The sequence below is a fragment of the Pseudoalteromonas agarivorans genome, assembly GCF_024518735.1.
Classification (GTDB): Bacteria; Pseudomonadota; Gammaproteobacteria; order Enterobacterales; family Alteromonadaceae; genus Pseudoalteromonas; species Pseudoalteromonas atlantica.
In genome coordinates this window covers 93,533-113,747 of record NZ_JANIGJ010000002.1, presented here as the reverse complement: position 1 = coordinate 113,747, position 20,215 = coordinate 93,533, and the positions used below count along the sequence as shown (strand labels likewise).

At 42.2% G+C, this 20,215-nt stretch carries 18 protein-coding genes; 6 read left to right on the top strand and 12 right to left on the bottom strand.

The window, feature by feature from the left end:
* The first annotated feature begins 87 nt into the window (after positions 1-87).
* Both NQT65_RS04855 and NQT65_RS04850 read left to right on the top strand, forming a co-directional pair.
* Positions 88-2,442, top strand: a complete 2,355-nt coding sequence (locus NQT65_RS04855) for a TonB-dependent receptor (protein ID WP_164521611.1) — start codon at positions 88-90, stop codon at positions 2,440-2,442.
* A gap of 350 nt (positions 2,443-2,792) precedes the next feature.
* Positions 2,793-5,195, top strand: coding sequence for a TonB-dependent receptor (locus tag NQT65_RS04850; RefSeq protein WP_096041992.1), 2,403 nt, complete (start codon positions 2,793-2,795; stop codon positions 5,193-5,195).
* 523 nt (positions 5,196-5,718) lie between these two features.
* Here NQT65_RS04850 and NQT65_RS04845 read toward each other — a convergent pair.
* Genes NQT65_RS04845 through NQT65_RS04830 form a run of 4 tightly spaced genes read right to left on the bottom strand, consistent with a single transcriptional unit; the run spans position 5,719 to position 10,269 of the window.
* Positions 5,719-6,573: a nuclear transport factor 2 family protein gene (locus tag NQT65_RS04845; RefSeq protein WP_256850629.1), complete on the bottom strand. Its 855-nt coding sequence runs from the start codon at positions 6,571-6,573 to the stop codon at positions 5,719-5,721.
* Positions 6,570-7,673 (bottom strand): ester cyclase, encoded by a 1,104-nt coding sequence (locus tag NQT65_RS04840; RefSeq protein ID WP_256850628.1) that lies wholly within the window; start codon positions 7,671-7,673, stop codon positions 6,570-6,572. Before NQT65_RS04840 ends, NQT65_RS04845 begins: the two co-directional genes overlap by 4 nt.
* A gap of 9 nt (positions 7,674-7,682) precedes the next feature.
* Positions 7,683-8,648, bottom strand: a complete 966-nt coding sequence (locus tag NQT65_RS04835) for a nuclear transport factor 2 family protein (RefSeq protein ID WP_054982244.1) — start codon at positions 8,646-8,648, stop codon at positions 7,683-7,685.
* 10 nt (positions 8,649-8,658) lie between these two features.
* Positions 8,659-10,269, bottom strand: a complete 1,611-nt coding sequence (locus NQT65_RS04830) for a sodium:solute symporter family transporter (protein WP_024033725.1) — start codon at positions 10,267-10,269, stop codon at positions 8,659-8,661.
* Between the two features lie 238 nt (positions 10,270-10,507).
* Here NQT65_RS04830 and NQT65_RS04825 point away from each other — a divergent pair, with 238 nt between their 5' ends.
* The gene (locus NQT65_RS04825) at positions 10,508-11,521 is read left to right on the top strand and encodes a nuclear transport factor 2 family protein (protein ID WP_055255210.1); all 1,014 of its coding nucleotides are present in this window, start codon (positions 10,508-10,510) and stop codon (positions 11,519-11,521) included.
* A 55-nt stretch (positions 11,522-11,576) separates the two neighbouring features.
* Here the strand turns inward: NQT65_RS04825 and NQT65_RS04820 are convergent, their stop codons facing one another.
* From NQT65_RS04820 to hisD, 5 genes are read right to left on the bottom strand one after another with little or no spacing between them, the layout of a single operon-like run.
* Positions 11,577-12,599 (bottom strand): ester cyclase, encoded by a 1,023-nt coding sequence (locus tag NQT65_RS04820; RefSeq protein WP_138684582.1) that lies wholly within the window; start codon positions 12,597-12,599, stop codon positions 11,577-11,579.
* Positions 12,586-13,365, bottom strand: a complete 780-nt coding sequence (locus tag NQT65_RS04815) for an HpcH/HpaI aldolase family protein (protein WP_256850627.1) — start codon at positions 13,363-13,365, stop codon at positions 12,586-12,588. Before NQT65_RS04815 ends, NQT65_RS04820 begins: the two co-directional genes overlap by 14 nt.
* Positions 13,362-14,063, bottom strand: coding sequence for an alpha/beta fold hydrolase (locus NQT65_RS04810; protein WP_256850626.1), 702 nt, complete (start codon positions 14,061-14,063; stop codon positions 13,362-13,364). Before NQT65_RS04810 ends, NQT65_RS04815 begins: the two co-directional genes overlap by 4 nt.
* Before the next feature lie 14 nt (positions 14,064-14,077).
* Positions 14,078-15,085: a LacI family DNA-binding transcriptional regulator gene (locus NQT65_RS04805; protein WP_029772146.1), complete on the bottom strand. Its 1,008-nt coding sequence runs from the start codon at positions 15,083-15,085 to the stop codon at positions 14,078-14,080.
* Positions 15,086-16,360 carry a histidinol dehydrogenase gene (hisD, locus tag NQT65_RS04800; RefSeq protein WP_024033719.1) on the bottom strand — a complete coding sequence of 425 codons (1,275 nt, stop codon included), beginning with the start codon at positions 16,358-16,360 and terminating at the stop codon, positions 15,086-15,088.
* A 129-nt stretch (positions 16,361-16,489) separates the two neighbouring features.
* Between hisD and NQT65_RS04795 the strand changes: the two genes are divergently transcribed.
* Positions 16,490-17,230, top strand: a complete 741-nt coding sequence (locus tag NQT65_RS04795) for an SDR family NAD(P)-dependent oxidoreductase (RefSeq protein ID WP_054982250.1) — start codon at positions 16,490-16,492, stop codon at positions 17,228-17,230.
* Positions 17,231-17,248: 18 nt separating this feature from the next.
* Positions 17,249-18,247, top strand: a complete 999-nt coding sequence (locus NQT65_RS04790; RefSeq protein ID WP_256850625.1) for a cupin domain-containing protein — start codon at positions 17,249-17,251, stop codon at positions 18,245-18,247.
* Between the two features lie 29 nt (positions 18,248-18,276).
* Here NQT65_RS04790 and NQT65_RS04785 read toward each other — a convergent pair whose 3' ends face one another.
* Complete coding sequence (locus NQT65_RS04785; RefSeq protein ID WP_256850624.1) at positions 18,277-19,161, bottom strand: DMT family transporter; 885 nt, start codon at positions 19,159-19,161, stop codon at positions 18,277-18,279.
* Between the two features lie 105 nt (positions 19,162-19,266).
* On the opposite strand from NQT65_RS04785, the gene NQT65_RS04780 reads away from it, so the two are divergent.
* Positions 19,267-19,791: a sel1 repeat family protein gene (locus NQT65_RS04780; protein ID WP_256850623.1), complete on the top strand. Its 525-nt coding sequence runs from the start codon at positions 19,267-19,269 to the stop codon at positions 19,789-19,791.
* A gap of 2 nt (positions 19,792-19,793) precedes the next feature.
* Here NQT65_RS04780 and rsmS read toward each other — a convergent pair whose 3' ends face one another.
* Both rsmS and NQT65_RS04770 read right to left on the bottom strand, forming a co-directional pair.
* Positions 19,794-19,946 carry a pleiotropic regulatory protein RsmS gene (rsmS, locus tag NQT65_RS04775; protein ID WP_024033713.1) on the bottom strand — a complete coding sequence of 51 codons (153 nt, stop codon included), beginning with the start codon at positions 19,944-19,946 and terminating at the stop codon, positions 19,794-19,796.
* Positions 19,930-20,211 (bottom strand): late competence development ComFB family protein, encoded by a 282-nt coding sequence (locus NQT65_RS04770; RefSeq protein ID WP_004585951.1) that lies wholly within the window; start codon positions 20,209-20,211, stop codon positions 19,930-19,932. The genes rsmS and NQT65_RS04770 overlap by 17 nt, the downstream gene beginning before the upstream one ends.
* Between the last annotated feature and the right edge of the window lie 4 nt (positions 20,212-20,215).

The window sequence follows — 20,215 nt, the reverse complement described above, 5'->3', positions numbered from 1 at the left end:
TATAAATACTTAAAATTCGGTTACGGGTTATTTAGCCCTTAAATGCTTAATAAAATAACTTATATCAACAGGTGGAGAATTAATCTCATGGCCGCACATATTTTACGTAAAACACTTATTTTTGCTGCAGTAAACACGGCGATATTGGGCTCAGCCTCGGTATACTCGCAAGAGGCAAAGTTAAACCCTAACAAAGAGTTGGAGGTTATTTCGGTTACCTCTACTAAGCGTGTTAAAAGTATTCAATCAGTGCCGTTGGCTGTGACCGCTGTATCTGCTAAAGATTTACTAGAAAATGGCGTTACTGATATCTTAAACCTTGATAGCTTAGCGCCAGGGTTAAAGTCGGGTGTGTCGGGCAGTGATGCTCGCCCAGCTATGCGCGGTGCTAGAACAGAGCAAGTAGAGGCTAACGATGTTGCCATCGCGTTTTATTCTAACGGTGTTTATCGTCCTCGTCACGGGCAGGCGCTTGCTGGGTTTGTTGATTTAGAGCGTGTTGAAGTATTGCGCGGGCCACAAGGTACATTGTTTGGTCGTAACTCATTTGGTGGTGCGATTGATGTTATAGCTAAAAAACCAGAGCTAGATATTACCGAAGGCGGTATGGCCGTTACATTTGGTAATTATGGTCATTTACGTGGTGAGGGCTTTTTTAATGCAGCGCTTACTGATGATACCGCGGTGCGATTTACTGGCGTTCGAGAAATAAGAGATCCCTACGTTGAAAATACATTTAATGAAGATGCAGGCTTAAAAGATGCTGATATGTATTTTTTACGTGGCCAAGTTTTTACTGAAATTAACGACGATATAAATTTAAATGTAAAAGTAGAAACGTGGCAGGATGAATCAAATGGCGGCGGTGCTTTTGGCTACCATATTTTAGGCGTTCCTATAAATCCTGCAACGGGTAAAACAAGTTTGTCGGCACCATTAACTGAGCGAATTGGTCGTGACGATGTGTGTGGCAGTAATTGTGGCCGCTTTGGCGCAGGTTTAGATAACGCTGCAACACCTGGGCTTGATACCGCACAGGCGGTATCGTCAGACCCATTTACTCAGCAGTTTGACTATAAACCATCGCGTGATGTAAGTGATGTAAGCATTAGTGCAGAGCTTAACTGGTCATTAGAGTCGGTAGATTTGAAAGTGATTGCAGCCTCAATGGATTACGAAGAAACGCGCCTTACTGATGGTGATTTTTCGACTTATGCAACCACGGTTGATGGCAATGCGATTGAATCAAAAACAAACTCGTTAGAAGTGCAGGTTAGCTCAACGTATGAAAGCGACTTTGAATGGGTAGCGGGTATTTATTTGCTCTCAGAAGATTTAGACAACGCATTTTTAAATGGCAGCTATGGGGCTGTGGTTGATAATGTGCCAGATACAACGCAACCCCAAGAATTTCAGTACGCGTCGTGGTTAAATCAAATTCAGTTAGAAACAAGATCAGCTGCCGCCTACTTTCAAGGTAATTACACATTTAATGATGATACACGCGGTATAGCCGGCATTAGGTATACAAATGACAGCCGTGAGTGGGATATTTACGGCCAAAACCCAGATAACTTAAGCACGCTCGATTTTTCTGTACTTGAGGTTGATAACGCAGACGATGATTGGAGTAAAGTAACCTGGAAGCTAGGTCTTGAGCACGATTTAGCAAGTTCTCAACTGCTTTATGCTACAGTTTCTACAGGCTTTTTAGCGGGTAACGCACAGGGCGCTTTTAATGGCGAAGATAGCTACGATGAGCAAACAGTAACAGCTTACGAGCTTGGCTTTAAAAGCATGCTGCTTGATAATTCATTAAGATTTAACGCTTCTTTATATTACAACCAGTACGAGGACCTACTTTCTACTCGTTTTCAAAACGTGGGTGGTACGGCGGTGTCGTTTTTTGGTAATGCCGGGGAAATTGATGCTGCAGGTCTTGAGTTAGAAATTGATTGGCAGGCAAGTGATGCATTGCGCCTAGGGGCACGCGCCGCGTTTACAGACTCAACGTATGGCGACTTTGTTACGCCAAATGTATTTGAAGAGGGTGGAGAGACCATTAATGGCGTGGATAACTTACTGCAACTAGATGGTAATGACGTGCAGCTAAGCCCTAAATACAATATTACACTATTGGCCAGTTATGAGTTTGATTTAGGTGATAAAGGCCGCGTTGTGCCTGCTACCAGTATTCAATTATCGGATTCGTATACAACCAACGATTTGCCTTTTTCATTTGGTACTCAAGAAAGTTACCAAAAGTACGATGCTAGCCTTGCATGGTATTCGGCAGATAATGAGTGGTCTGTACGTGCGTATGTTCAAAACGCAGGAGATGAGCTTATACTACTTAGGACAGTCCGCTTTGGTGGTAATGTGGCTGCGGCCGATTATGCTAATCCTCGCACTTATGGTGTAAGGGTAGGCTATAACTTTTAGGCATTTTTCAATAATGTATTTTAAGGTTTAAGTAAAAGTGTAAGTTTGTGCATTTTGCTAAAATATAGCATTGAAATTTTAAATTAAACAATCGCTTACATAGAGCCAGTAATAAATTATTACTGGCTTTTTTGTGTTTCGAAATCACTTTATTTTCATTTTAATATATTGTTTTATTTAGGTTAATTTCTATAAGGTTATTATTCGAGCAAAAAGTTGTTGATCTTTTTGACTTCGAAGTCTATTTTAGAACCATGCATTTTCAATTGATACAACTTGTTTACTGTAATAATTGAAAATGTAGGTTTGGGGAGAACTAAATACGTTTTATACTGGGGAGAATAACTATAATGAAAGCTAAATTTACACGGACTCTCGTTCACTTTGCTGTAACCACCGCTATTGCAGCAACCACAATGAACGCACATGCTGCGCAAGAGCCAGAACAAGCACAAGCACAAGAACAAACCGCAGAGCCCGCGATAGAGCGTATAGCGGTAACGGCAAACCGTCGCTCACAAGACCTACAGGAAGTATCATCATCAATAACAGCATTAGGGGAAGGGGACATTGCCCGCGCTGGTATTATTGATGTTACGGGTCTTGAACAAGTGGTACCAGGCTTACGTATGGGGTCGTCGGGTGGTGAAGTTAGACCCGCTATGCGTGGCGCTCGCACCAACGAAGTAGGTGTAGCAGGCACCGGTATTGCTGAGCAAATTGTAGGTATATTTCAAGATGGTATTTATGTGCCGACTACCTCATCGGGCTTAGGCGCGCTGGTGGATGTTCAACGCATTGAGGTATTACGCGGGCCGCAAGGTACGTTATATGGCCGAAACACGTTTGCGGGCAGTATTAATATTATTACTAATCAACCTGTTTTTGACGATTTACTGGGGAGTATAAAAGTTGAAACAGGCAGTTATAACCGCAGCGCTTACGAAGGAATTATAAATATTCCAGTAAGCGACACCGTGGCAACCCGTTTTGTAGTGGCCTCTGATCGTCACGATGGTTATATCAATAATTTAGTTGTTCCAGGCCCTTCAGATGACTTGCGCGAGAAAAACCAGTTTTATATGCGTAACGTTACTAAGTGGGAGCCAAACGAAAAGTTTAATGCCACAGTGCGCTTTGATTACTCTCGTAAAGACTCAAACTCAGAAGCTATTTGGGGTTACCAACAAATAGCTGGCTACCAAATTGAAGAAACCTCGCCGGGGTCGGGTGTATTTAACACCACGCCTACAATAACCGAGGGGCATATTTATCAGCCAAGTGATGCACAGCACGAAGACCTTGGCCCGTATGATGTATACCGCAATGGTTTTTCACTTGATAAGCAAGAAAGCTTTTCGACCACATTAGCACTTGAATGGTATACCGACTTTGCTGATATTAAATGGACCACCAACTACTCAACGCTTAGTGGTAAGCAATATTACGATAACGACTACAGCGACGGTGGCATTGATTTTGTAGGTGGTTTTGGTCGTGAGGATGACCAAAAAACACTTTCATCTGAGCTACAATTTTCATCTAACGATGAGGGTGATTTTTCGTGGATTGGTGGTCTTTACTACTTTGACCAAGAAGCAGATTGGAGCTGGTTATCGCATGCAGATACCACAGGCGATGGTGTATCAGACTCTGTTGTAGTGCCTTCGTGGGGGAACCCAGATTACGACCCGCATACGGCTAAATCTATTGCGGCGTATGGGCAATTACGCTACCAAGTAACAGAAGATTTGCGCGTAGTAGGTGGGTTGCGTGTAAACCAAGACGACAAAACATTTACCGGCGATACAATACCAGATTGGGATGACTCAGCACTGCTTTATAAAGCGGCTGCCGAGTACGACATTAATAACGATATTATGGTGTATGCAAGTGTAGCGACAGGCTACAGAACCGGTGGCGCAAACGATTCGCGCGTTGTAGCTCGCGGTGCTGACCCACTTTACGATAACGAAGATGTTATCTCTTACGAAATGGGTATGAAAAGCTATTTGCTTGATGGCGCAATGCGTTTAAATCTTTCGGTATTTATGAACGAATACGAAGATGTAAAAGCACAGTTATTTGCAACCTCATGTAACGATACGACCACTGGCGATACTGTTTTAGAGTGTGTTGCAGCAGGTACTGCTACCACCTTTGAATACTACGAAAACGGCGGCGATGTAGAAACTGTGGGCCTAGAAGCTGATATTCAATGGGTGCCAATTGATAACCTAACACTAACCGGTACTTTATCTCTGCTTGATAGCGAATTTGCTGATGGCTATGCAGTAGGTAATGAGCAACTACGCCCATTATTAGCATTAGGTAACTTAGAAGGTCGCCAAGATATAAACGACAGCTCTAGTCAGTTTAGTTTTGAAGGCTGGAGCCCAGCTATGGCACCTGAGTACAGTGTAGGTTTTTCAGCTCGTTATGAGTTTAGCTTAGGGGGGGATTCGTACTTAGTACCGTACATTCAACTAAATTACTTAGACGATTACTACGCGTTTGATACGAACATCCCAGAGGTGCAAGTAGATGCACACTTAATGGCTGATGCACGTTTAACTTGGTACATTAACGACAGTGTGCAAGTAGAAGCGTACGTTAAAAACATTGGTGATAAAGCGATTTTAACCCGTGGTGTAGTGCACTCACAAATCGTTGATGGCTTACCTGCAAACTCAGTACAAGCTAACTGGAACAACCCACGTACGTGGGGCGCAAGCTTAAAATATCAGTTTTAGAATTTCCTAAAATGGCCGCTACGGTCATTACTTTCAGCCAGCTATTTATTAGCTGGCTTTTTTTATTTTAAGCTTGTTAGTTAGCTTCAGTTAGCTTCAGTTAGCTACTATTTAACTTTACTATTGTATTTCCCCCACCTTAGCTGGCATTTATTAAGTGCGCTTTTATTGGCTTTAGATTGTAAGCTTAACCCCTCTTACCTGACCTTAATTTAAGTTTGCTAAATGCATACGTGTATTTAAGCCATAAGTGCGTAACTTACAATGGGGGGCTTGGCTGTTGGTTGGATACTCGGGCTTTAGTAAGGCGAGGCTGATACTTTATTTACTGCCTTTAACTATTTTAAAGCGTTATTTTTTAAATAAGTAATACCCAATCGCTTAATTAAGTGAGCTATTTTGAGTTATAAAAGCGAGTCATTAACAAGGTAAAAATTGCTTAAGTATGATTACAGGTTGCTACAAAGGCCATCTATAAAAAAAGCGCTCAGTGAGCGCTTGAAGGGAAGTGGAAAAGGTGACCTTATAATGCAAACTGCTGGTTAAGTGCCAGCGTGTCGAATTGCATTACTTCGTGGGTTATTTGATTATCGCTGATGCTAATAACGCTAATTATTTGCTGACGTACACGTACGTTTTTAGCATTAAAGCTGCCATCGAGAGTCCAGCATAGGGTGGCTTGGTTTTGCGTACTGTCATACTCAACGGTTTCTAGCTGGGCATAGCGTCTGCTTAGCGATTGCGTAAAATCTAAGTGGCAATCAAGCAGCGCGCTAATAGGTTGTGGCTGTGTGTTACCTGCAAGTACAGCCGTAGCGCTTGGAGTATAAAGGGTTTCAAACTGAGCCAGGTTGTTAGTTTGCCAAATTTGCCACCAGTTATCTAAAGTACGAGCAGTGTGAGAGGGCAGCTCGCAAATAGCGCTGGGGGTTGCATGAAAAGTAGTAGGGTGCAGCTGGTTATCTAAATCGCTAACAATAATCGGGTCACTTTTTGGTAGTTTAGGAATAACCGAGCTGTTATTTACCGTTGTATTTACATACTCGTTATTCGCTAGCGACAACGTATCAACCACACATTTTACTGACTTAATAAAAGTCCCGTTGTGTTTTATTACAAACGTTAAACGCACTGGGTTTTTAAGCTTTTTAGGCTGTAAAACCAGCTGTAGGGTTTCACGTTCTGCGCCTACACTATGAGTGTGCGATACACACTCAGACAGACCATATTGAGCTAAAAAGCTAAGCCACAAAGGCTGCGCCTGCAAAGCACCCATGGCGGTAAAGTGGTGCTGCTGCCAACGGCTACTGCGAAGCAACTTGCTGCTTAGGCCTTCAATGTCGGCTTTAGTGTATAAATCGATAATAGCGTTGATCATGCATTTTCCTCCCACAGTGATTTGTTGACTAATGCATGTGCTTTAAATAAGTTTGCATAAAGTGCTACTTCATCAAAAACGGTGATCTCTTCGATGATTTTTTTGTTTTTAATACGCAAATGCGATGCGCCTAAAATAAAGTAAGGCTGCTGTTTAAGCTCACTTAGCTCGCTATTTTGCGGATTAAAGTGGCCGGCTAGCGACCAGCGTATCGCTACATCTGTTGTGGTTTCGTCAAATGGGGTAATAGCTATATGATCAATCGTTAATTTGGCGTCGGGGCAGGTTGCAAAAAATTGTATAAATATGCCGTTAATTTGTGCAAGTCCGGTGGCCATTCTGCCGCTAGGCCATTGCTGTGTGGCCGTTAAACTGTAAAATTCGTGCACTTTAGCAAACTGTTTTTGATTAAATAGCGTGTCTAACCAAGTATGGGCAAATGCCGCAAGCTCACCCTCTACAATGGGCGTACTTGCAACGCGGTGATCTATGGCAATTACACGGTTAAATTCATCGTTTAGCCACTGCGTGTGTTTTTCTTTACTCGGAATGTTTGCCATGTGTTTGGCTACATTAATAATGTTTAAGCCAAGCTGCTTAACTAAAAAACCGTTGTCGCGCACTAGCCACTCTTTAACTATTTTGTTTTCAAAGCATACGCAGTCGGCAATGGTTGTAACACGCCCTGTTTTATGTGTTGCTGGGCCAAACTCAGAGTTACCTGTGTTGGTCATTACACTACTAATTAAATGTGATGAGTAATAGTGCTCGTTGGCTTCTTCTGAAAACACCACGTTTTCGCCAATTAGGCTTCTGTCGGGGAAGGCGGCAATAGTTTTAAGGGTGCCTTGAATAACATCTTCTATGTTTTCGCCATAGGCGCCAAGGGTAAAAACAGGGCATACATCGGCGTAATAGCGATAGCATAAGCCAATGTTTTTTTGTTCCCAAATACGGTGCGTTATGCGTAAAATGTAATCAACGATATCAACAAATTCGTCATCAAAACCGATTAAAGGCTGTTGTTTGTTACCTTGCGGGTTTAACACGCTCGATAACGGCAGCCAGTAAGGTTGGGTCATATTATTGTGCTTGTTCATGCTCACCTCTTAATTAGCTGCGGCTATTTTGCGTTGCATTTGCTCAAAAATATCAATGCCCATTCCATCTAATAAATGAGGGATATCAATAGCGACCCAGTTTTCTTTTAATATGCCGTTTTCGCAGCGCCAAAAGTCCATGACACGCGGGAACAGCTTATTGCCAGAAGGCGGTAAACCTAACCAGTCTTCACCGGTATGGGTGCCATACATGTGAGGCCAGCCGCCGGTAGCAACAAAGTTATCGTGACTTACTAAACACAGTGTTTTATTAATACCGCGATCAGGAAAGCCTTTTAAAAACGGCCCTTGATGGTGCTCTCTAAAGCCGCTAATTCCGCGGGTTGTACCAATGCCTGCTGGGCCATACCAAATAAAGTCTGGGTGCCAGTATTTTTCTAAATTAATGCTGTATAAGTCTTTACCGTCATAGCGGCCAAGCTCTGTGAGCATATCAACTACAAGTTGCTCGTTGGTTTTGCTAAGCGTTTCGTTTTTATCACCTGTTGGTACGCCATCAAGTGTGGTGGGGGGCATAACTAAACCTGGGTAACCTAAGCTTGGGCGTAATGGGTTTACGCCTACTTGGTTCATTACATCAATTAAATCTAAAAATGTGTAAACATTAACCACTTGGTTGTTTTCTATTTGCGCCATTTCGCTGTAGCGAATAAACACACTTTTGCCGCTGGCAGGAATACCCAATAAAGGCTGTGTAAATGTGCCGGTAAAATACCCTGTTGCACACACCCATTGCTCACCTTTGTAGTCGCCCTGGATAGAGATAAACGGTTTGCGCTCTATGTCAGGTAACGAATGTTTAAGTACGCCAAAGTAGTCATTAATCACATTTTGCTTTGTGCTAATAGGCTCAAAAGGGTGGCTTACCTGCCATTGAACGGAGTCTGCAAGCAATGCTTGATTTGGCAATTCTGCAGCGCTGAAGTTTTCGAAAAGCTGTTCTAAAATATTCATTTATTTCACCTTACACAAAATATTCAAATAACATAAGAGAGGCAAAGCTCAGTACAAAAAAGCCAAGTAACCAGTAATTGATTGAGTCAAACTTACCCGGAATTAAGTACCAGCCGTTTTCTTTTTCTGGACGTTTTTCATCTTTAAATGCTTTTAACTGACCTTTAATGGTGTATTCGTTGTAATCCTCTTGATAGCCATCAAATGCAATACTTAACGCAATGCTAAATACAAGGCAGGTTATTGCCCCTATGGCGCAGTACCATGGCCATGCAATGTCGGTAAACAGTGCGCACACCGCAACGGTAATAAACGACACTAAAGTGCCTATTAATAAGCCTTTTTCGGTGGTGTGCTTAGAGAAAAACCCAAGGGCAAACATGCCAAGCTGAGCACCTACAAAGTACGAGCCTACTTTAGTGAGTATTTCTAAAATTGAGCCTTCGCTGTATAGGTGATACATAATGGCCGGAATAATAATGATCACCGCCCAACCTAGCGTAAATAAGCGAGTAACATTTAAATAGTGAGCGTCGTTTTTTTCAGGCGCAAAGTACTTTTTATAAAAATCGATAGTACTTATGGTTGAAAGTGAGTTAAGTGCTGAGTCGAGGCTCGACATAGATGCTGCCATTACCGCAGCGGCAATAATACCCATTAACCCTGGTAAGCCATAATCAGCTGCAAACTGTAAAATAATTAAGTTGTCGTTTTCAAAAGTGCGCCCGCCGTAGTAGCTATAAAACAGCACGCCCATAAATATAAAAAACAAGTAAATAAAGAACGCGATAAAGCCCATTAGTAAGTAGGATTTTTTAGCATCGCCAATATTTTTAGCGGCAAGGGTGCGTTGCACCATCATTTGGTTAGTGCCATACACCGTAATGTGATACAGCGACATAGCCAGCACGCCAGACCACACGGTAGTTACTTGGGTAAAGTCGAGCGAGAAATTAAGTGGGTCTAATTTACCTTGGCTTTTTAGCTCGCTCAGAGTTGAGCTAAATGAACCATCCATAGAGGTAATAAGGGCATACATAATAATACCAGCCCCTATAAATAAGATGGCTGACTGAATTACATCGGTCCATATAACGGCGGTTATGCCACCTAGCATGGTATAAATAAGGGCGATTATGGTAACTAAAAATATCGCAGTTATAACATTTATATCGATAATAAAGGCCAACACTAAGGAGGTTGCATACAGCACTGCGGCTGAACCCATAGTTTGCGATATTAACCAAATAGTAGAGATAAGTAAGCGGGCCTTTTTACCAAAGCGGCGCTCTTGGTATTCGTAAATAGAGGCCACACCCGCGTTGTAAAAAAACGGAAAAAACAAACACACCACCGCCACAATAACCAGTGGGTAGTTAAGGTGTATGGCAATAACCGAGAGTCCCTCTTTGTAAGACCACGCTGGCGCACCTAAAAAGGTGAGCGCACTTACATAAGTAGCAACAACCGATATACCAATAGCCCACCAAGGTGTTGTTTTTCGACCTATGTAAAAGTCGTTAGCACTACTGATCTTTTTACTAATTACAAACCCAAGTATTAGGTTGGCAATTATGTACCCGATGAGAATGCTCCAATTCAACAATCCAAAATCATTCATAATTAATCCTGTTAGATTAGGTTTTACGGGCTTGAGAGCCTATTTGTATTTTTTATTTTGAATCATCATGAATCACTTTGACTTCGAAGTCAATTCTCATTAGTATTATTTTAAAGCAATTTATAACTTACTATTCACAGGCTTTTAATTACTCTTTAAATGCAATACATTTTGTTAAAGTGTGTTTAACGGCGGTTTGAAGACATTAATTTGACTGCGCAAACAATGAGGAATAATCATGGCAGATATACTTAAAGATAAACAACTAGTTCGTCAATTCCATACTGCACTAGAAAAAGCACAAGGCAATGATTTACAAGCCGTATTTAATGAGTTTATGGCCAGTGAATACAGCTTTAAAGGGGTGCATCCGTTTAATGAGCTTGAGTGCGCTAATGATGTAATTGCCCAAGTTTGGCAGCCATTATTTAGCTCGTTTAGTGCGCTGCAGCGCCGTGAGGATATTTTTATTGCAGGGCAAAGCGAAGCCGACGGTGGCCAGTGGGTGATGAGCATGGGCCATTTTATGGGCTTATTTGATAAAGATTGGCTAGGTATTGCGCCAACCCATAAACTGGCCACTTTGCGCTATGCCGAATTTAACTGTGTTAAAGACGGAAAAATAATTCAGACCGGTTTTTTTGTCGATATTATTGGCCTTATGATGCAAGTAGGTTTAAATCCGCTGCCGCTCTCAACCGGGCAATATTTTACGTATCCTGGGCCGCGTACGCACGATGGTATTCGTTTAGGTAAAAGTAGCGACGAGCAAAGCGAAAAAACAATGGCGCTGGTAAATCAAATGATTGATAACCTAACCGCGCTTAATAAAAGTGGCGTTGATACGTGCCCGCCCGAAGTGCTTGGTAAAACCTGGGATGAAAACATGGTGTGGTATGGCCCAGCAGGCATTGGCGCTACTTACACTATTAAGCGTTATCAGCAGCAGCACATGTATCCGTTTAGAGAAGGGCTAACGGGTAAAGTATTTAACGGCCATATTTGCCGGTTTGCTGAAGATGAGTTTGCCTGCTTTTTTGGCTGGCCTAACTTAACTAACACGGCCATTGGGGGCTTTTTAGGCCTACCGGGTGCTAATACCCCAGCAGATATGCGCGTGGTGGATGTGTATCACCGTGAGGGCGATAAACTGGTAGAAAACTGGGTCATTATTGATATTCCTTATTGGTTAAAACAACAAGGCCTAGATATTTTAAAGCGCACGCAAAGTATTGCGAACCCTGGCGCATAGTCTATTTAAGTAATAAAAAAGCTCTGTTTTACAGAGCTTTTTTTGTTTATACGCCCTAGGGCGCAAAGTTTAAATAGCGCGCTTTGGTAAGCTCTTTCATGCGTGCGAATACATCTACCCCAATTTGATGGTAGACATCAAGAATATCTATTAATACCCAGTTTTCGCGAATTAAGTTATTCTCGGCGCGCCAAAAGTCGAGACTACGCATGGTTATTTGCTGATTTGCGGGCGCAATACCTAACCAACCATCATTACTAATAGTCATGCTCATACCCGGCCATGCGGTAAAGCCAACATAGTTTTCATCGGCAAATAAATAGCCTTTACTTGCATCACCTACTCGGTTTGGGAGGGCATTTAAAAACGGAATTTGATGCCAGTTTCTAAACCCTTTTATACCTCGTGCAGTGCCTATGGTACTTGGCCCATACCAGCTACAGTGCGGGTGCCAAAATTGCTCAAGCTTCATGGCCTCTATACCGCCTTTGGCATAAAAACCAAGGTGCTCACACATGTCGCCCACAAGTTTTAAGCTTTGTGCTGCGTGCTCTTCATTGTATGCGTTTGTGATTAATCCATCTTGCGTTGCAGGGCCTGGTACATGCCACTCTTTCCCTAAGCTTACCGAAAGCGGCCATACTTTAGCTTGCATCATTACTTCGGGAATATCCCAAATAGCTTGTACTTCTACCACTTTGTTATTTTTAATACGGTAAAATTCATGAAAACGCATGCTAACTTGGTGCCCAGTAGGGGGGATATCAAGCCATGGCTTTTCAAACGAACCGGTATAATAACCGCAACAACCTACCCAGTCTGAGTCGTTAATTGAGCTACCTGCCATAACGATTGTATCGCGGCGCTCTAAGCCTACAAATGCCTCGCTAAGCGGTAAATAAACTTGCTCAATAAGTGCATTAGGGTTGGCAAGTGTTTCAAACGGGTAACACAGCTGAATGAGCGCGTCATCGCTAAACACGGTATTAATTTGTGTATGCAAGGCGTTTATATCAAAGTTATACAGAGCCTGTCTAAAGTCGTGTATTAACGCTTTATTTTTATTATGAATGTTCATTGTTTTGGGCTCCTGTTGCTGTTTCAAATTGGTCTCGCAATTGCTTAGCGCCACTTAATAAAAAGCTGTGATCTGAGCCTAATAAATAAAAGCTCACGCCTAATGATTGCCAATGGCTCAGCTCGCTCAAATTACCTACAAACATGCCACAGCATTTATTATATTTAGCCGCTGCCTTGGCTATTTTAGTAACTGCCTCAAGTACAATAGGGGCACTTGGGTTGGTTTCGCCAAGGGAAATCGTTAAATCCATACGGCCTATAAAAATGCAGTCTATTTCATCTATTTGGCACAGTTGCTCTATGTTATCCAGTGCATCGGCATCTTCTATTTGCGCAATAATACAGGTTGATGACTTATTGCTTGCTAGGTTATCGGTTAGGGCATGGGTTGTGTAACCAGCAAAGCGGCTTGAACCGGCATAGCCTCGGCCGTTATTGCCATAAAAGCAGTTTTTAATAATTGCTTTTGCTTGTTCGGGGGTTTTTATATGCGGCAGCACAAGGCCATCTGCGGCTATATCTAAGCTACTTAATAAAGTGGCGTGGTCTGCATTACTAACACGTATAAGCGTGGGCATATTTTTAGTACGTGCTGCCATTATGCAGCTATCTAAATCGCCTCTATCAAATGGCGCATGCTCTGCATCAAGGCACAGAACATCAAGGTTAGTGTGAGCCAATACTTCTGTATTATGATAATGCGTGCTTTTAATAAAAGTACCTAGCAGTAGTTGTTTTGCATTTAACTTTTGCTTTAAATTCATGATAAAGACTCCAACCAGTCTAATAAAATTGCGTTTACCGTATTACTTCGTTCAAGCGGGGCAAAGTGAGCGCAATGACCAAGCAGTACAAGGTCACTATTAGGCGCTGCTTCATGCATACTTTGCTGAACACTTGCCGGGCATAACGGGTCATGCTCGCCCCCAATAATGAGTAGTTTTTTTGTACTTTGCTTTATTACGCTTAACGTATCTTCGCGGGTGGCAAGTGCACTCAGCTGGGCGCTAAAGGCGTTAATACCCAGATCGTTTGCCATGATAAGTACGGTCTCTTCATAGGCTTTACTTGGTTGGTAAAAGTAGTGCGGCAAAAAGTCACGTTTAAGCAGGGCTTCTAAACTGGTGCTTTTGGCGTGTTCAATTTGTTTGAGCCTAATTGCAGGGCGCTCAGGTTTATCGGCTAAATAATTGCTCGACATTAAACACAAGGAGGTAACAAGCTCAGGGTTTGATTTTAACAGGGCAAGCGCAACAATTCCGCCCATGGAAAAACCTATAAATGGGCCCGGCTCTTGTACAATTTTTTTGCAAAGTTCTACCATTTGCAAAATGCTAGATTGCTCGGTGAAGGGTATTACGCTCGGTGTATAACCTGCATTTTGCAGTGCGTTAATTTGCGCTGCAAACATGCGGTGATTACATAGTGTACCAGGTAAAATATAAACAGGATTTTTGGCCACAAAAATTCCTTAATTTAACGTTTTTTAATAGAGTTCCCTTCAATTAATGAACCAGTAAATACCCGAACTTCTGCAGCCGCTTGAGGGTTTTCAATGCGCTCCATTAAAATATCAACAGCGGCTTTAGTAAGCTGTTTCATTGGCTGTTGTACTGTGGTTATTTGATAGTTGTACCACGAAGAGGCATTAATACCATCAAATCCTACAACCGACATGTCGTCGGGCACTTTAATGCAAAAGTTTTCTTTTAGTTCATCAATTACGCCAATTGCCATAGCGTCATTACTGCATATTATGGCATCGGGCTTGGGGTGTTTTTTTAACCATTTTTTAAGTGCGTCGCGTGCCGATTTATACCCATAATCACCATAAATAACCGGCGTGTCTTTAACGCCTAGGGTTTGTAAATAATTTTCGGCTATTTCTCTGCGCTCGTTTGCAACATCTGAGTCGGTAGGGCCGGAGATAATTAAATACGATTTATGGTTAGCTTCGTGTAATAAATCAATTAACTGTTTAATGCCTTTGTCGTGGTTACAGCAAACGGTGTTTGCATTCGACTCAGGCACATGGCGGTTATAAAGCACAATAGGCGTACTGTGTTTAGCAAATAAGTTTAAGCTTTTACTATCAAAGTGAGCAGCTAGGGCAATTACACCATCAACCTGAAAGGTCCATATGTTTTCGAGTAATTCATCTAGCTCTTCTGCGTTATCAAGTGTAAAGAGCAGCACACGTTTATTGTGCAGTGCCAGCTCTCTGTTTAGCTCAGAAAGCACCTCTGGGTAATTCAGGTTTGCTTGCGATGACAATATAACCGCAACCATCCCCGATTGTTTGGTGATCAACATACGGGCAATAGCATTTGGGCGATAGCCCATTTCATTGGCCGTTGCGATTACTTTTTCACGGGTTTTTTTAGACACACTAAAACCGGGTCTAAAAACACGTGATACCGCCGATTGCGATACGCCCGCTACACGGGCAACATCGTATGAGGTGACTCTTTTTTGCTTCAAGATTTACTTCCTATATCGTCTTACACGAATGTCTGCTTGTTCTTTGTGGCCTGCGAACCCTTCTGCAGCACATAATCGTGAACAATACTCACCAACAACCACCGAGGCTTGCTCTGTTACTTGCTGAAAAGTACATGTTTTTATGAATTTACCTACCCATAGTCCGCCAGTATAACGCGCAGCTTTACCTGTGGGTAGTGTATGATTTGTACCAATGCATTTATCACCATACGAAACATTAGTTTGCGGACCTAAAAATAAAGCGCCAAAGTTTTGCATGTTCTCTTTAAAGTAATCGGTATTGCTGGTCATCACTTGCACGTGTTCAAACGCTAAGTCGTTGGCAACTTGCAGCATTTCTTCGTAGGTGTCACATACAATTACCTCACCGTGATCCTCCCATGCTACGCCTGCAATATCGGCGGTAGGTAAAATAGTAAGCTGCCTTTGCACCTCAGCGATTGTATCTTTAGCTAGTTGTTCTGAGTTGGTGAGTAAAATAGCCGGTGAAGTCGGGCCGTGCTCTGCTTGGCCGAGTAAATCTGCCGCACATAGCTCGCCATCTACACTGTCATCGGCAATAACGAGGGTTTCGGTAGGCCCGGCAAATAAATCAATACCAACACGGCCAAATAGCTGACGTTTTGCTTCTGCCACAAACGCGTTACCTGGGCCAACTATCATATCTACCGGCGCAATAGTTTGTGTACCAATTGCCATTGCAGCTACCGCTTGCACGCCGCCTAAACAATAAATTTCATCTGCTCCGGCCATATCCATCGCGACTACAATTTCAGGTGATGGCTTGCCATTAAACGGTGGAGCCATGGCTATTACGCGTTTAACACCCGCTACTTTAGCGGTTAATACGCTCATGTGCGCAGAGGCTAATAGCGGGTATTTACCACCTGGCACATAGCAGCCTACGCTATCCATAGCGATATGTTTATGACCAAGGGTTACGCCCGGAAGAGTTTCTACCTCTACGTCTTTCATTGAGTCACGTTGTATTTGTGCAAAATTACGTACTTGGCTTTGCGCCCACTTAATATCGTTAATTAATTGCTCATCAAGTTGTGTATAGCAGGCTTTAATTTCGTCTTCTGAAAGTTTGAAAGACTCCGGAGTCCAGTTGTCGAACTTTTCAGAGTACTCACGAATGGCTGCGTCACCTTCGGTTTCAACATGCGCTAAAATATTCTCTACAATATCTCTTACTGATTGATTTTGTTTTTGTTTTGAGTCAATTGGTTGACCCTTTTTTAAATGCTTTATCATTGCTAGTGTCCTTAGTGAGTCGTTGTTATATACACATTTGATGAGACGTATTGGTTAAATAATGTCTTGCATCTAACTGCACTCTAATTAATAATGACTTCGAATGCAATATAGAATTTAGGTGAACAAATGGGATTTGATAAAACGCTTTTAGTGGGTAAAACCATTTTAGTGACAGGTGCAGGCAAAGGTATTGGTAAAGCATGCGTAGAAAAATGCGTAGATGCAGGGGCTCAAGTTATTGCAGTAGCACGTACCCTCAGTGATTTACAAACACTGCAGCAATACGCGCCTGAGCAAATAGAAATTTGGCCGCTAGATATAAATAGCGATGCTTTTTTTGAGCGTTTAAAGGCGCTAAAAACACTTGATGGGCTGTTAAATAACGCTGGTATAAATCGGGTTGCGCCCATGCTTGAGCAAACAGATGAAAATATTGATGACGTAATTGCGATGAATATTCGCAGCGTTTACAAAATTAGCCAAGCGGCACTGCCAGCGCTAATAAATTCTGGCGCTGGGGCGGTGGTTAATATGTCGTCGCAAATGGGGTTTGTAGGTTCACCTAAACGTACTTTGTATTGCATGAGCAAACATGCGGTAGAGGGGTTGAGCAAAGCAATGGCGGTTGAACTTGCCGATAAAAATGTGCGCGTGAACACCGTAGCCCCCACCTTTGTAGAAACCCCAATGACCAAACCCATGCTAGAAGATGCGACGTTTAAGCAGTTTGTTTACGACATGATCCCACTGAAAAAAATTGCCCAAACCGATGATATTGCCAATGCTTGTGTGTTTTTACTAAGCGGCCTTTCAGCAATGATCACCGGTACAAGTATTAAAATTGATGGCGGTTGGACCGCACAGTAACCAATTTAGGAGAGAGTAATGAGTGTATTTGCAGATAGGTTAGTACGATACGATGATTTAATTGCGTGTAAAAATGCCTTTATTGATACACGCTCGCCGGGGAGCGATCAAAAAGAAAACTTTACAATTATTGGCCCAGGCGTTGCCGAAAACCCAAATCAACATGTACATATTTCTATTCCTCATGGGTTTAATATTGGTGGTGCGCGCCAACCTGCAGGGTGTTTAAATTCGCAGCATAGCCATTTAACTGAAGAAATTTTTGTAGTACACAGTGGTACGTGGGCTTTTTACACTGGTGTTGACGGTAAAGATGCCAAGGTAATTTTAAATGAAGGCGATATTATTTCGATCCCGATGGATATATTTAGAGGGTTTGAAAATGTTGGCGACGGCGTAGGCTATTTATATGCGGTACTTGGAAGTGATAACCCTGGTAGAGTACTTTGGGCTCCGCAAGTATTTGACATGGCAAAAGAATACGGACTAATTTTGCTAGAAAATGGCAGCTTAGTAGATACCACGTTAAATGAAACCATTCCCGATGGCGTAAAGCCAATGGCAGTGACCAGCCAAGAGCAAATAGCGCAGCACAGAGTAATAACCGATGAAGAGCTGGCACAAACAGTGGTTAAAGCCAGCAACTTTAACTGGAATAAACGCTCGTACCTTAGCCAGTTTGATGGCGTATATGAAGCGCCGTTAGTCGGTAATTTAAACGCCAAAACATGTATTCAAACACAGCTAAACTGGGCTCATGGCTTTAATATTTCTGCGTTAAAGTTACAACCAGATGCACAGGTTGCGCCTCATATTCGTTTTGAAGAAGAGGTTATATTTGTTCATCAAGGAAGCGTAACAATCGACTTAGGTGATGAAGTATTAACGCTTAACCAAGGTGATACTTTTTCAGTGCCTATTGAGCACGTAAGAGCCTATAGCAATAATAGCCAAACCGACTGTGTGCTTTATATAACGCGCCGCCACGACGCGCCAAAAGACCCACAATTTGTTTAAACTTTAATGCTATATAAAATTTAAGGCACTTAGCTTGTTTTAGCTAAGTGCTTTTTTCGTGGTAAAAAACCAGTAACCAGCATAGTACCCACAATAACAAATAATGCGCCGAGTAACGTATTTGGCCCTATTTGCTCATCTAAAATTAAATGCCCCCAAAAAATGCCAAATAGCGGAATTAAAAACGTGACCGTTAAAGCTGAGGTTGGGCCTATATCGTCAATAAGTTTAAAAAATAAAATATAAGCAAGTGCGGTACACACCACGCCAAGTGCTAATACGCTAAGCATAACGTTGGTACTAGGTACTTCGCGCATTGGCATAAAAAGTATAAGGGGCAGTACTATAAAACTGGCTGCCCACATAGAGCCGTGTGCGTTATCGAACGGGGCAAGCTTAGGGGCATTTTTTGTATAATGGGATGCAATGGCATAACACAGGGAGGCGCTTAGCGCTGCTGCAATCGCAATAAGTGACTGACTATTCAATACAAAATGATTTTGCCCAACTAAAATTGCCACGCCTATTAAACCCAACAGCAAACCTAACACCATGCTTTTAGTCGGTTTGGTTTTGCTCCAAATAATGCCCACCACCGCGCCCCATATGGGCGTTGTAGAATTTAAAATAGATAAAGTAGAGGCGCTAATCGTTTGCGCGGCATAAGCAAACAGTAAAAAAGGTAGGGCGGAGTTAAGTGCACCAATTATAAAAAAGTGCTTTGTGTGCGTAGTAAACGCCAAGCGGCGTTTTAAGTACAGCGCCACAATAAAGAGGGTGAGTGCGGCAAAGCCAACTCTAAACTCTATTAACACCGCTGGGCCTAAGCTGTTTGCTGCCATTCGCATAAATAAAAATGACGCGCCCCAAATTGCAGCCAGAAAAAATAACCGAAGTAAACTTGCTAAGCTCATGATAGTATTTTAATTATACAAATTAATTTACAGAGTAACAGGCTTTGCATTAACTGTAAGCCAGATTCGGTACTCGCATATAAAAATAATAAAAAAGGAATAGTCATGAGCCGATATTTACTGATCACAACAATTATGGGAGTGGGTTTATTAAGTGGTTGTGGGTCTACGCCTATTAATTTATACGATGACATAACCATGAAAAAACATGAGTACAATGGCATAAAAGCGTATAAAAAAGGTGATTATAAACAAGCTTTTATGTACCTAAAAGACCCTGCAGCACTTGGCTATAAAAGCGCGCAATACACATTGTCGTTTATGTTTTTAAAAGGGCAGTACTTAACACAATCTACTAACATGGGTATGGGGTGGCTAGGCGTTGCAAAAGAGGCTGGAGTTGAAAGTTGGCAGGCGCAATACAATACCTTTTATAACGCGGCCACTTCGGCGCAACAGCTTAAAATAGACGAAACCGTTGCGTTGTACATAAGCCAATATGGTAGTAAAGCTCAAAAAATGACGTGCCGTCGATCAACAACCCCAAGACGCACGTTTGGCGAGATTAAAATTGATTGTAACAAACACGAGGGCACTGTGACTAAATACGAAGTGCAAACAAAAGAGTAATGCTAAGCGGTGGCTTGTTTTTGTTCAAAGTCACTTTTTACAATTTCGAGCGCTTTTAGTACATCCTCTGGAGCAACCTCGTGCTGCTCCAAAAGCATAATTAAATCCACTGCCAGTTTTACATGTGTAGGGGCGTTATCAAGTGGGCTGGTCATCTAAATCTTTCTTTTTTGAAATTTGGCTAATAGCAACATCAATAGCGGTTTGTACGCGCTCTTCCATGTGAATACGTTCACTTTGTGGTAAATAAAAGGCCATATCTACATCGTATCTAATATAACGTGGCGGCAATTGATTAAGTACCGTGCAACAAAAATCGGCCATTACATCTTCACTGTAAACTTTATCTAGTTTACGTTTAATGATTTCTTCAACTACAATTTTTTCGTAAAAGTTATGTATGTCGTCGTGCAGTCGCATCGTG